This window comes from Methyloversatilis discipulorum (genome assembly GCF_000385375.1).
Taxonomy (GTDB): domain Bacteria; phylum Pseudomonadota; class Gammaproteobacteria; order Burkholderiales; family Rhodocyclaceae; genus Methyloversatilis; species Methyloversatilis discipulorum_A.
The window spans coordinates 1,059,307-1,071,307 of record NZ_ARVV01000001.1; the positions used below are offsets into that span (position 1 = coordinate 1,059,307).

The 12,001-nt window shown below is 68.9% G+C and carries 11 protein-coding genes; 6 read left to right on the forward strand and 5 right to left on the reverse strand.

Annotated elements, in window-relative coordinates; genetic code table 11:
• Positions 1-29: 29 nt before the first annotated feature.
• Both hrpA and METRZ18153_RS0105070 read left to right on the forward strand, forming a co-directional pair.
• Complete coding sequence (gene hrpA, locus METRZ18153_RS0105065; RefSeq protein WP_029143561.1) at positions 30-4,160, forward strand: ATP-dependent RNA helicase HrpA; 4,131 nt, start codon at positions 30-32, stop codon at positions 4,158-4,160.
• A 281-nt stretch (positions 4,161-4,441) separates the two neighbouring features.
• Positions 4,442-4,867, forward strand: coding sequence for a nuclear transport factor 2 family protein (locus METRZ18153_RS0105070; protein ID WP_020163704.1), 426 nt, complete (start codon positions 4,442-4,444; stop codon positions 4,865-4,867).
• Positions 4,868-4,879: 12 nt separating this feature from the next.
• On the opposite strand, the gene METRZ18153_RS0105075 is transcribed toward METRZ18153_RS0105070, so the two are convergent.
• The 4 genes from METRZ18153_RS0105075 to METRZ18153_RS0105090 all read right to left on the reverse strand — a co-directional run bounded on the left by METRZ18153_RS0105075 (position 4,880) and on the right by METRZ18153_RS0105090 (position 6,961).
• Complete coding sequence (locus METRZ18153_RS0105075) at positions 4,880-5,533, reverse strand: BON domain-containing protein (protein ID WP_029143562.1); 654 nt, start codon at positions 5,531-5,533, stop codon at positions 4,880-4,882.
• A complete protein-coding gene (locus METRZ18153_RS0105080) occupies positions 5,533-6,123 on the reverse strand; it encodes a phosphoheptose isomerase (protein WP_020163706.1) in 591 nt (196 codons plus the stop codon). The genes METRZ18153_RS0105075 and METRZ18153_RS0105080 overlap by 1 nt, the downstream gene beginning before the upstream one ends.
• A 120-nt stretch (positions 6,124-6,243) precedes the next feature.
• The gene (locus METRZ18153_RS0105085) at positions 6,244-6,615 is read right to left on the reverse strand and encodes an HIRAN domain-containing protein (RefSeq protein ID WP_020163707.1); all 372 of its coding nucleotides are present in this window, start codon (positions 6,613-6,615) and stop codon (positions 6,244-6,246) included.
• Positions 6,599-6,961 (reverse strand): YraN family protein, encoded by a 363-nt coding sequence (locus METRZ18153_RS0105090; RefSeq protein ID WP_020163708.1) that lies wholly within the window; start codon positions 6,959-6,961, stop codon positions 6,599-6,601. The genes METRZ18153_RS0105085 and METRZ18153_RS0105090 overlap by 17 nt, the downstream gene beginning before the upstream one ends.
• Positions 6,962-7,089: 128 nt before the next feature.
• Here METRZ18153_RS0105090 and rsmI point away from each other — a divergent pair, with 128 nt between their 5' ends.
• The 4 genes from rsmI (at position 7,090) to METRZ18153_RS0105110 (ending at position 10,326) form a co-directional block, all read left to right on the forward strand.
• Positions 7,090-7,935, forward strand: coding sequence for a 16S rRNA (cytidine(1402)-2'-O)-methyltransferase (gene rsmI / locus METRZ18153_RS0105095; protein WP_020163709.1), 846 nt, complete (start codon positions 7,090-7,092; stop codon positions 7,933-7,935).
• A gap of 134 nt (positions 7,936-8,069) precedes the next feature.
• Entirely contained in the window at positions 8,070-9,113 is a 1,044-nt protein-coding gene (gene pyrC, locus METRZ18153_RS0105100) for a dihydroorotase (RefSeq protein WP_020163710.1), read from the forward strand.
• A gap of 8 nt (positions 9,114-9,121) precedes the next feature.
• Entirely contained in the window at positions 9,122-9,550 is a 429-nt protein-coding gene (locus METRZ18153_RS0105105; protein WP_020163711.1) for a hypothetical protein, read from the forward strand.
• A 107-nt stretch (positions 9,551-9,657) separates the two neighbouring features.
• The gene (locus METRZ18153_RS0105110) at positions 9,658-10,326 is read left to right on the forward strand and encodes a DUF3025 domain-containing protein (protein WP_020163712.1); all 669 of its coding nucleotides are present in this window, start codon (positions 9,658-9,660) and stop codon (positions 10,324-10,326) included.
• A 455-nt stretch (positions 10,327-10,781) separates the two neighbouring features.
• Here METRZ18153_RS0105110 and METRZ18153_RS0105115 read toward each other — a convergent pair whose 3' ends face one another.
• Positions 10,782-11,960 carry an aminotransferase class I/II-fold pyridoxal phosphate-dependent enzyme gene (locus METRZ18153_RS0105115; RefSeq protein ID WP_020163713.1) on the reverse strand — a complete coding sequence of 393 codons (1,179 nt, stop codon included), beginning with the start codon at positions 11,958-11,960 and terminating at the stop codon, positions 10,782-10,784.
• Positions 11,961-12,001 lie beyond the last annotated feature (41 nt).

Here is a 12,001-nt window from a genome sequence, read left to right on the forward strand (position 1 = left end):
CTGCGCGACGCAGACCGCAGCCCGATCCGATGAAAGTGCAGCACCCCGATCTGAATTCCCTGCTCGAACAGTGCATGAGCCGCGACGCGGCGGCGATTTCGCGCGCGCTGCGCGAACTGCCGCCGGCGATGCGCGCGCCGGACAAGTGGCCGGCGAAGATCGCTGAACGCGTGGCGGCGTCGCAGGCGCGCGTCGCCGCGCGGCGCGCATCGGCGCCCAAGGTCGAGTATCCGGAAGAGCTGCCGGTGTCGGCGCGGCGCGACGAGATCGCGGCGGCGCTGGCGGCGCATCAGGTGGTCATCGTGTGCGGCGAGACCGGCTCCGGCAAGACGACGCAGCTGCCCAAGCTGTGTCTGGAACTGGGCCGTGGCGCACGCGGGCTGATCGGCCACACGCAGCCGCGCCGCATCGCCGCGCGCGCCACCGCCGACCGCGTGGCGAAGGAACTGAACGTGCCGCTCGGCCGCGAGGTCGGCTTCGCCATCCGCTTCACCGACCGCACGTCGGAAGACAGCCGCATCAAGCTGATGACCGACGGCATCCTGCTCGCCGAAACACAGCGTGACCGCTGGCTGGCCGCCTACGACACGCTCATCATCGACGAGGCGCACGAGCGCAGTCTGAACATCGACTTCCTGCTCGGCTACCTGCGCCAGCTGCTGCCGCGCCGTCCGGACCTGAAGGTGATCGTCACCTCGGCCACGCTGGACGCCGAGCGCTTCGCCAACCACTTTGCGCAGAACGGCAAGCCGGCGCCGGTGATCGAGGTCAGCGGCCGGCTCTACCCGATCGAGATGCGCTGGCGGCCGTTCGATGCCAACAAGGAACGCGACCTCTACGACGCGGTAGCCGACGCGGTCGACGAGGCCTTCTCGTGCGGACCGGGCGACGTGCTGGTATTCATGCCGGGCGAGCGGGAAATCCGCGAGTGCGCCGAAACGCTGCGCAAGCACCATACGCGTCTGCCCGGCGTGAAGCCGGACATCCTGACGCTGTTCGCGCGCCAGTCGGCGCAGGAACAGTCGCGCGTGTTCCAGGGCTCGAACGGCCGGCGCGTCATCCTCTCGACCAACGTCGCCGAAACGTCGCTGACGGTGCCCGGCATCCGCTACGTGGTCGATACCGGTCTGGCGCGCGTCAAGCGCTACAGCTACCGCAACAAGGTCGAGCAGCTGCAGGTCGAGCCGATCGCGCAGTCGGCTGCGAAGCAGCGCGCCGGCCGCTGCGGCCGGGTGTCCAGCGGCGTCTGCTTCCGCCTCTACGACGAGGACGACTTCAAGCAGCGCACCGCGCACACCGACCCGGAAATCCTGCGTTCGTCGCTGGCCGGCGTCATCCTGCGCATGAAGTCGCTCGGCCTGACCGACGTCGAGGAATTCCCCTTCATCGACCGCCCGGCGCCGCGCGCGATTGCCGACGGCTACCAGCTGCTGCAGGAACTGGGCGCGGTGGACGAGGAACGCACGCTGACCACGCTGGGGCGCGAACTGGCCAGGCTGCCGCTGGACCCGCGCGTCGCGCGCATGATCCTGGCGGCGCGCAACCACGGCGCGCTGAAGGAAGTGCTCATCATCACCGCCGGCCTGTCGGTGCAGGACCCGCGCGACCGCCCGGAGGAGCGTGCCGGCACGGCCGACCAGGCGCACGCGAAGTTCGCCGACGAGCGCAGCGAATTCCTGTGGTACCTGAAGGCCTGGGCGGCTTTCGACGAAGTGTGGCATCACCAGTCGCAGGCCAAGCAGCGCGAGTGGTGCAGGGCGAACTTCCTGAACTGGCTGCGCATGCGTGAGTGGCGCGACGTACATACCCAGCTGCACACGCTGTGTGCCGAGCACGAGTGGCCCGAGAACGAACAGCCGGCCGCCTTCGATGCGCTGCACCGCGCGCTGCTGACCGGCCTGCTCGGCAACCTCGGCCTGCGCATCGAGGACGCGCGCGCCGGCGAGCCGCCTTATCTGGGCGCGCGCGGCATCAAGTTCTGGCCGCACCCCGGTTCGGCGCTGGCGAAGAAGGGCGGCAAGTGGATCATGTGCGCCGAGCTGGTCGAGACGACGCGGCTGTTCGCGCGCTGCATCGCGCGCATCGAACCGGAGTGGGTGGAAGAGGTGGGCGCCCACCTGATCCGCCGTTCGACCTACGAGCCGCACTGGTCGAAGAGCCGCGGCGAAACGGTGGCCTGGGAGCGCGGCGTCATCCACGGCATCACGCTGTACGCCAAGCGCGCCGTGCAGTACGGCAAGACCGACCCGGTGCTGGCCCGCCAGCTGCTGATCCGCGAGGCCCTGGTCAATGGTGACGTGAGCGATGTCGCGCTGAAGCAGATGAAGTTCCTGCAGCACAACCTCGACCTGATCGCGCAGATCGAGCGGCTGGAGGAAAAGCAGCGCCGGCAGGACCTGCTTGTCGACGAATCGCTGATCGAAGCCTTCTACGATTCCATCGTGCCGGCCGACGTGATCGACCTGCGCGGCTTCGAGCGCTGGCGCCGCGACGCCGAGCGCGACAATCCGAAGCTGCTGCACCTGACACGCGAACAGCTGATGCGGCACGAGGCGGCCGGCGTCAGCAGCGAACGCTTCCCGGCGAAGATGGATCTGCTCGGCCAGCGCCTGAAACTCGAATACCGCCACGAGCCGAATGCGGCCGACGACGGCGTCACGCTGACCGTACCGCTGACGCTGCTGAACCAGATTCCGGCGGCGCGGCTGGACTGGCTGGTGCCGGGCCTGATCGAGGAAAAGGTGGTGCAGCTCGCGAAGACGATTCCGCCCAAGCTGCGTCACCGCATCCAGCCGATCAGCGGCTTCGTCGCCGACTTCCTCGCCCAGCCGCACGACCAGTCGGAGCCGCTGGTGAAGGTGCTGGCGCGCGCGATCGAGGTGTACGTGAGCCTCAAGCTGCCACCGGACGCGATCCGCGCCGAAAACCTGCCGGCGCACCTGATCATGAACATCCGCGTGATCGACGAGCACGGTCGCGTGCTCGGCCAGTCACGCAATCTGGCCGAGCTGCGCACGCGGCTGAAGGACGAGGTGGCGCGCCGCTTCGAGCAGGCGCGCATTGCGCTGCCGACGGTGTCGTCATCCGCAGCGCCGGTCGCGCCGCCTCCGAAAGACGTTGCGCCTGCGCAGCTGCCCGCTGCCGACAGCAAGGCAGTCAGCGCGCGCGGCAGCATGGCCGACGCACTGGCCGCGCTCGGCGCGCGCGACGCCGTTGCGAAAGCGCCGGTGCCGCCGCCGGCCGCGAAGAAGGGTCGCGCCGAGCCTGCACCGCAGGTGGCCCCGGCCGCTCAGGCGGCGGGCGAGGGCCGCTACACGAGCTGGGCCTTCGGCGAACTGCCCGAACTGATGGAGGTCGAGGTTGCCGGTCGCATGGTGATCGGTTTTCCGGCGCTGCAGGACGATGGCGACGCGGTCAGCGTGCGCGTGTTCGATACGCCGGAAGCGGCGCACGAGGTGCACCGCCGCGGCCTGCGCCGGCTGTTCGCGCTGGAGCTGCGCGACCAGGTCAAGTTCATCGAGAAAAGCCTGCCCGGCCTGCGCGACATGGCGATGCAGTTCATGAACCTGGGCAGCGAAGCCGAACTGCGCGCGCAGCTGGTCGCCGCCACGCTGGAACGCTGCTGCATGATGGAACCGTGGCCGCAGGACGCCGCCGCCTTCGCCACGCGGCGCGACGAAGCGCGGCCGCGCATATCGCTGGTTGCGCAGGAGATCGGCCGGCTGGCAGGCAGTGTGCTCACCGAATACGCCGCGCTGAACAAGAAGCTGATCGCGCTGAAGGCGCACCCCGACGCTGGCGCCGACATGCGCGCCCAGCTCGACGCGCTGGTCGGCAAGCACTTCATCGAGCGCACGCCTTTGGAGCGGCTGACCCACTATCCGCGCTACCTGAAGGCGATCGCGCTGCGCATCGACAAGTTGCGCGCTGACCCGGCGCGCGACGCGCGCGCGATGGCCGACTGGGCATCGCTCGCCACGCTGTGGGAGCGCGAGCGCATCGCCCGTGCGCGGGCGGGCGTGAGCGATCCCTTCCTCGATGAATTCCGCTGGCTGCTCGAAGAGCTGCGGGTGAACCTGTTCGCGCAGGAACTGCGCACGCCGGTGCCGGTCTCGGTCAAGCGGCTGCAGAAGATCTGGGAATCGCGCTCGCACGGGTGAGTCGGCGACGCTTCCGGATGTGGGCGGCTTCGATACAGACTGTTATCGCGAGCAAGCTCGCTCCCACGAAGTCCCGGCTTCGGTCTTTTGTGGGAGCGGCCTTGGCCGCGACTGGGCCGCTGCGGTCCGCCGGCTTCGGCACAGGCCGCAGTCGGGGTCAGAAGACCCCTCCCACAGAACCCGGGCACCGGCCTCGGATCGGGCGCGATCCCCGTGGGAGCGGCCTTGGCCGCGACGCGGCGGACCCTCATCCGCCGACCTCGATAACTGGAGATGTCCGAATGCCCGTCGATGACCGCCTGCGCACCTTGATCTCGGCTTTCGAGACGCTGACACCTGCCACCGTCGACACGCTCGCCGCGCTCTACGCCGATGACGCGCACTTCCGCGACCCGTTCAATGACGTGCGCGGTCGCTCCGCGGTGGCGCGCATCTTCAGCCACATGTTCGAACAGGTCGAGGCGCCGCGCTTCGAGGTGCACTCGGCGATGAGCGAGGGCGACGCGGCGTGGCTCGAATGGACCATGCACTTCGTCATGCGCGGTCGTGCGCAGGCCATCGTCGGCGCGACCCGGCTGCGCTTCGACGCGCAGGGCCGGGTGGCCGAACACCGCGACTACTGGGATGCGGCGCAGGAACTGTACGAGAAGCTGCCGCTGATCGGCAGCGTGCTGCGCGCCATCCGGCGACGTCTCGCCGCCGGATAGGCCAGCGCGACCTTACTGCTTCGGGCTGTTGTTGCCGCCGGCCGCGTCGAGGCGCCGCGCTTCTTCCGGACTGACGATTTCGAAGATCGCCACCACCTTGCGCACGCCCGAGGTCGAGGCGGCGACTTCCTTTGCGGCCTTCGCTTCGGTTTCGGTCAGCAGGCCCATCAGATAGACCTTGCTCATTTCGGTCACCACCTTGACGTGGTTGGCCTTGACCCGTTGCGAATCGAGGATGCGCGCCTTCACCTTGGAGGTGATCAGCGCGTCGTTCGAGCGCTGGGTCAGCGAGGACACGCCGGCGATCTCGGTTTCGTTGCTGACACCGCGCACGTTCGGCACCTCGCCGACGATGGCGGCGGCTTCGGCGCGCGTGGCTTCGTCGGCGACCTGACCGGTCAGCAGCACGTTGCGGTTGTAGCTGGTGACGCTGACATTGGCGCGGCTGCCGAGCTTTTCGCGCAGGCGGTTGCTGGCGCGCAGTTCGATGCCTTCGTCCTCGACCTGGGTACCGCTGGTGCGGCGGTCAAGCGCCGACATGACGGCAGTGCCGGCACCGGCGGCGACCACCGGGAAGCAGCCCTGCAATACGGGCACCGAAACGCCGATCAGGGCGGCCAGCAGCAGCGGGCGGGTGAAGGAAACGGTTTTGCGGGTTTTTGTCATCATTCGGTTCCTAGAAGCATGCAGTCGATGCCGTCGCACAGGCAGTGCAGGGTGAGCAGGTGAACTTCCTGTATGCGTGCCGTGCGTTCGGCCGGCACACAGATGTGGATGTCGCGATCGGTCAGCAGTTCCGCAATGCGCCCACCGCCGCGACCGGTCAGCGCGACCACGCGCATTTCGCGCTCATGCGCGGCGTCGATCGCGGCAATCACGTTGGCCGAGTTGCCGGAGGTCGAGATCGCCAGCAGCACGTCCTGCGGCTGACCGAGTGCCCGCACCTGCTTGGCGAACACCTGCTCGAAGCTGTAGTCGTTGGCGATGGCGGTCAGGATGGAGCTGTCGACGGTCAGCGCGATGGCGGCCAGTTCGGGGCGTTCGCGTTCGTAGCGGCCGACCAGTTCGGCGGCGAAGTGCTGGGCGTCCGCCGCCGATCCGCCGTTGCCACAGGCGAGTATCTTGCCGGTGGCCATCAGGCTTTCCACCATCAGCTCGACCGCGTCGGCAATCGGCGCGGCGAGGACTTCGGTGGACGAGAGCTTGGTTTGCGCGCTGTCGATGAAGTGCTCGGAAATGCGTGAAACCAGATTCATGAGAGCTCGCAGCGTTGGGTGTGGCCGGAGTGTACCAAGATCGGCCCGGCAGGCCGTCTTTGTGAAGCCTTCTTGCAGTCCGATACCTGCGCTTGCAATTCGGTCGGGGCGCGACGGCCCTCAGCGACGCAGTTCGATCCAGACGTCGACGCGCAGCCGTTTCCAGGGATCGGGGTCGGGCGTGAGCGCGCCGATGCGCGCGCTGAGCCGGGCGCCAGCGTCCATCTCGTCGGCCGCTTCGAAGTTGGCGGCCCGTGGCAGGTAGCCGATCATGACGCCGCGCCAGAGCACCTTTACCGCGCGTGTGTCATAGCGGTTGCCCGGTTCGCGCTCCAGCGTCAGCGCATCGCCCACCGTGAGCTGCGGCCACACTTCGGCCAGCCGGTGGTACTGCGCGCCGGCCAGCGGCGAGCGCTGTGCCAGCAGGCGCAGGCCGTCGGCCTGTGCGCCGACGCAGACGAGTGCAAGCAGGGCGCTACAGACCGAACGCATCACGTATCCAGTCGATGCTGGCGGCGTCGAGCGCTGACAGCGCGATCACGTCGAAGCGGGCAGGGCGGGCCTGTGCGCGGCGCCCCTGTTCGGCGAGCCAGTGCTGTGCGGCGCGGATCAGCCGCGCCTGCTTGACCGGGCCGACGCTGGCTGCGGCCCCGCCGAAGCGGCCGTCGCGCCGCATGCGCACCTCGACGAACACCAGCGTGTCGCCGTGTTCGCACACCAGATCGAGTTCGCCATCGCGCCAGCGCAGATTGCGGCCGAGCACACGCAGGCCCTTCGATTCGAGAAAGCGGGCCGCGAGTTGCTCGGCGGCAGCGCCCTGCTGCGCGCGGGCACTCATCGGCGCTTGTGGCGACCGGCAGCGACGCTCAGAATGGCGGGCCGCCTGCACTCCGCCGCCCGATGGACACGCCCGATCTTCCTGTTTCCACCCACGACGACACTCCATCCGAATTCAGGACATCGGCATTGTATGTCGTCGGCACACCCATCGGTCACCTGGGCGAACTGTCGGCGCGTGCCATCGGCGCGCTGCGTGCCGCCGACCTGATCGCCTGCGAGGACACGCGGGAGACCTCGCGGCTGGCGCGTCACCTCGGCCTGCGCGCGCAGTTGATCGCGGTGCATGAGCACAACGAACGCAGCGGCGCCGAACGGCTGATCGCGGCACTCGCCGACGGCAAGCGCGTGGCACTGGTGTCGGACGCCGGCACGCCGGCGGTGTCGGATCCGGGCGCGCGTGTCGTGCGCGCGGTGCAGGACGCCGGTTTCCGCGTCGTGCCGGTGAGCGGGCCCAGTGCGGCCGTGGTGGCGCTGTCGGCCAGCGGCCTGCTCGATGCGCAGTTCCGCTTCGTCGGCTTCCTGCCGGTCAAGTCGGCGGCGCGCCGCCGGATGCTGGAGTCGCTGCGTGACCAGGACTGCGCGCTGGTGTTCTATGAAGCGCCGCATCGCATCGTCGACTGCGTGGCCGACATCGCGGCGGTGATGCAGCCGGAGCGCGAACTCGTGATCGCGCGCGAACTGACCAAGCTGTTCGAACAGATCGTGCGCCTGCCGGTGGCCGAGGCGCCGGTCTGGCTGGCGGCCGACGCCAACCACCAGCGTGGCGAATTCGTGCTGCTGCTGTCCGGCGCGCAGCCGGAAGAGGGGCTGGATGCCGCCGCGCAGCGCACTCTGGACATCCTGCTCGACGAACTGCCGCCCAGTCGAGCGGTGAAGGTGGCGCAGGCCATCACCGGGGCACCGCGCAAGCTGCTGTACGACTACGCGATGGCACACGGCGTCGATGCTCCGCAGGACGACGAAGCCGACTGATCCGCCTGCGGTCGCCGCCGATCCGTGCCGGCGCCCCGCCGCGGTTGGGCCGGGGGACGACTATGCGGGATAATCGTGCGCTACACCCCGTCGGCGTGGCGCCGGCAGGGATCGCTGACTGGATTGGAACGCCCTTGAATCGACTGACCCTCACCCGCCCCGACGACTGGCACCTGCATCTGCGCGATGGCGCAGCCCTGACGGCGGTGCTGCCGGACACCGCGCGCCGCTTCGCGCGCGCCATCGTGATGCCGAACCTGCGCCCGCCGGTGACCACCGTGGCGCTGGCCGGCGCCTACCGCGAGCGCATCCTGGCGGCGCACGCAGCCACGCCGGGCCTGCCAGCGTTCGAGCCGCTGATGACGCTCTACCTGACCGACAACACCTCGCCGGACGAGATCGATCGCGCCTGTGACAGCGGCTTCGTCAAGGCGGTGAAGCTCTACCCGGCGGGCGCCACCACCAATTCTGATTCCGGCGTGACCGATGTGGCGCGCTGTGACGCCGCGCTGGCGCGCATGGCGGAACGCGGCCTGCCGCTGCTGATCCACGGCGAAGTGACCGATGGCGACGTCGATGTGTTCGACCGCGAGGCGGTGTTCATCGAGCGCGTGATGCGCCCGCTGCTGGCGCGTCACCCGGCACTGCGCGTGGTGTTCGAGCACATCACGACGAAGGACGCGGCGGAGTTCGTTGCCGCGGCCGGCGACAACATCGCGGCCACCGTCACAGCGCATCACCTGCTGATGAACCGCAATGCCATCTTCGCCGGCGGCGTACGGCCGCATCACTACTGTCTGCCGGTGCTGAAGCGCGAGGTGCATCGCCAGGCGCTGGTCGCCGCGGTCACCTCCGGCAACCGTCGCTTCTTCCTCGGCACCGATTCGGCGCCGCACGCCAAGGGCGCCAAGGAAGCCGCCTGCGGCTGTGCCGGCTGCTACACCTCGCACGCCGGCATCGAGCTGTACGCCGAAGCCTTCGACGCCGTCGGCGCGCTCGACCGGCTGGAAGCCTTCGCCAGCTTCAACGGTCCGGACTGGTACGGCCTGCCGCGCAATACGTCGCAGATCACGCTGGTCCGTGAGTCGTGGGAGGTCAAGGCCAGCCAGGAATTTGCCGATGGTGATGTACTGGTGCCGCTGCGCGCGGGTGAGCGCGTGGCCTGGCGAATCGAGTGAACCCATCCATGACACGACACCTGCGCCTTCTGCTGCTGCCGCTTGCGGGCCTGCTGGCCGGCTGCGAGATCGACAACGCGGCCTTCATGATCGAGGGCAAGGAACACGCCCTGATCATCAACCGCGAGAAGCCGTATTTCTGGAGCGACCAGTACGAACTGGCCGTGATCGTGTCGCGCATGCCCACCTGCCAGCGCCGCTTCGACATGAAGCCGGCGCGGCTCAACACCGCCGTCGTCACCGTGTTCGACGGCGGCGAGCCCAACCGCTACATCCTTCGTCAGGGCTCCAGCCGCTGGTATGCGGTGAACACCACCGACTGCGTGTTCTCGGTGATCGACAAGCCGGCGACCGAACCGCCGGCCATCGGCACTTTCCGCAAGAAGGACGAGCAGTTCACCTTCGTGCCGGTCAAGGCGGCGGCGAGCGGCTCCTGAGCGCGACGCTGGCAGGCCGCGTCGGCAGCGGGCCGCTGCACGCGGGCGTTCGTCATCTGCTGGCTCGCCTGCCCGGGGCCACGCCTCCACTGGCTGCGGAACTGGATGTGCTCGCCGCCGAGGTGGGGCGTCCGGTGACCCACCGCGGCCTGCCCATCTCCTTCGTTGCGGACGCGGCTGCGGAAGGCGGCTACGAAGCCCGCATCGCTGCCACCGGCCGTGTCGCCACCCGCGATGCAAACTGGCACGACCTGTTCAACGCGCTGGTCTGGCTGCGCTACCCGCGCATCAAGGCGGCGATGAATGCGCGCCACTGCATCGAGATCGAGAACCGCCCCGGCGGCGATCGTGGCCCGGTGCGTGACGCGCTGACCCAGTTCGACGAGGACGGGCTGGTGCTGGTGACCGACGATGCGGCGCTGATCGATGCACTGCGTTCGCACCGCTGGCGCGAGGCGCTGCTCGAGCGGCGCGGGTCGGTCGAACGGGCGGCGCTGCACGTGATCGGCCACGCCCTGATGGAAAAGGCGCTGGCACCGCACTTCGGCCTGTGTGCGAAAGCACTCTACATGCATGCAGACGAAGTGCCGTCGGGTCACGAAGCGCTCGACGGCTGGCTGGCCGGCCGTATCACCGGTGGGCGTTGGCCGATTTCGCCGCGCGACCTGAAACCCTTGCCGGTGCTCGGCCTGCCCGGCATGACTTCGGCGAATACCGATCCCGCCTACTTCGACGACACCCGCCAGTTCAGGCCGCTGCCGGCGATGCGACGGTAGCTCGATAGACGGTTGCGGCCTTCATCGCGAGCAAGCTCGCTCCCACGGGAAACTCCGCTCTGACGGCGGAGGGGACGTGCTTCTCGTGGGAGCGGCCTTGGCCGCGACGCGGCTTTGGCAAGTCGCCGGCTCCGGTGCAGGCTGCTATCGCGAGCAAGCTCGCTCCCACTGTCTTCGGCACAGGACCGGGCGAGGGATCTTTATGGGAGGCCGCCTTTGCTGCCGACAGCACCTCGAGCCGGCGCTGGGCACATGTCACCGCTGCTGTCGGGGTCAGAAGACCCCTCCCACAAGAACCCCCTCGCTGGCAACGGTTCGGGCGCATTCCCTGTGGGAGCGGCCTTGGCCGCGACGCGGCCCGTATAAGCCGCGGCCCTCGTTACAGGCCGCAATCGCGAGCAAGCTCGCTCCCACAAACCTCGCGGGCTCCAATTCCCGCCGCTAGCGCCGCGCCGTTACGGCCGCAGATCGGCGACGAATCTGCCCAGGCGTGACAGTCCTTCCGTCAGATCGTCGGTGGAGGCGGCGCAGGACAGGCGGACGTGGCGTTCCGGGTCGAGTTCGCTGAAGTCGCGTCCGGGTGTCAGCGCAACGTGGGCCTCCTGCAGCGCGCGCTGGCAGAAGGTCCACGCATCCAGCCCGGTGTGGCGCACGTCGAACCAGGCGTAGAAGGCGCCGTCCGGCGGCACGTCGACCGGCAGGCCGATGCCGGCCAGGCCCGCGATCACCTGTGCGCGGCGCCGTGCGAATTCACTGCGGCGCGCCTCGCAGACGGCGATCGACTCCGGCGTGAAGCAGGCCAGCGCGGCGAACTGCGCGGGCGTAGGCGGGCAGATGTAGAAGTTCTGCGCCAGCCGTTCGACCACCGGCACCATCGCCTCCGGTACCACGCACCAGCCGAGGCGCCAGCCGGTCATGCCGAAGTACTTGGAAAAGCTGTTGATGACGAAGGCGTCCGGATCGCTGGCGAGCACGGACTGCGCCGGTTGCCCCTGCACATCGGCGTCCTGCAGGTTCAGATAGATTTCGTCGATGATGCGCCATGCATCGTGGCGGCGCGCCCAGTCGCAGATCGCCGCGAGCTCGGCCGGCGGCACCGCGGTGCCGGTCGGATTCGACGGTGTGGCCAGCATGAGCCCGCGAGTGGCATCGCTCCAGTTCGCTTGCACGGTTGCCGCATCGAGCTGGTAGCGCGTAGCGGCGGTCGTCGGAACGAGTTTCACGCGTGCGCCGAAGCTGCCGAGAAACTGCCGGTTGCAAGGGTAGGACGGGTCGCCGACGATCACCTCGTCGCCCGGATCGACCAGCGCCGCGGTGACCAGCAGCAGTGCGGCGGAGGCGCCGGCGGTGACGACGATGCGCGAGGCGGGGATGTCGAGGCCGTGCATCTGCCGGTAGAAGCCGGCGATGGCCTGTCGCAGTTCGGGCAGGCCAAGCGCCGCCGTGTAGGGCATCGGGCGGCCGTCCATCAGATCGCGCATCGCGCGGATGACCGCCGGTGGCGCGCCGAAGTCGGGTTCGCCGATGTTCAGCTTGATCACGCGATGGCCCTGCGCTTCGAGTGCGGCAGCCTGCTTGCCGATCTCCATCGCGAAGAAGGGCGATATCGACTGAGCGCGTTGCGATGCTTTCATGCGACCCATCATCTCCACATGTAGTGCCTGCCTGTCGCAGC

Bases quoted from the DNA above. Each gene is read 5' to 3' on its own strand.
- METRZ18153_RS0105070 (WP_020163704.1), top strand. From the start codon at position 4,442: ATGCCCGTCGATGACCGCCTGCGCACCTTGATCTCGGCTTTCGAGACG.
- METRZ18153_RS0105080 (WP_020163706.1), bottom strand. From the start codon at position 6,123: ATGAATCTGGTTTCACGCATTTCCGAGCACTTCATCGACAGCGCGCAA.
- METRZ18153_RS0105075 (WP_029143562.1), bottom strand. From the start codon at position 5,533: ATGACAAAAACCCGCAAAACCGTTTCCTTCACCCGCCCGCTGCTGCTG.
- METRZ18153_RS0105090 (WP_020163708.1), bottom strand. From the start codon at position 6,961: ATGAGTGCCCGCGCGCAGCAGGGCGCTGCCGCCGAGCAACTCGCGGCC.
- METRZ18153_RS0105115 (WP_020163713.1), bottom strand. From the start codon at position 11,960: ATGAAAGCATCGCAACGCGCTCAGTCGATATCGCCCTTCTTCGCGATG.
- hrpA (WP_029143561.1), top strand. From the start codon at position 30: ATGAAAGTGCAGCACCCCGATCTGAATTCCCTGCTCGAACAGTGCATG.
- METRZ18153_RS0105085 (WP_020163707.1), bottom strand. From the start codon at position 6,615: ATGCGTTCGGTCTGTAGCGCCCTGCTTGCACTCGTCTGCGTCGGCGCA.
- METRZ18153_RS0105105 (WP_020163711.1), top strand. From the start codon at position 9,122: ATGACACGACACCTGCGCCTTCTGCTGCTGCCGCTTGCGGGCCTGCTG.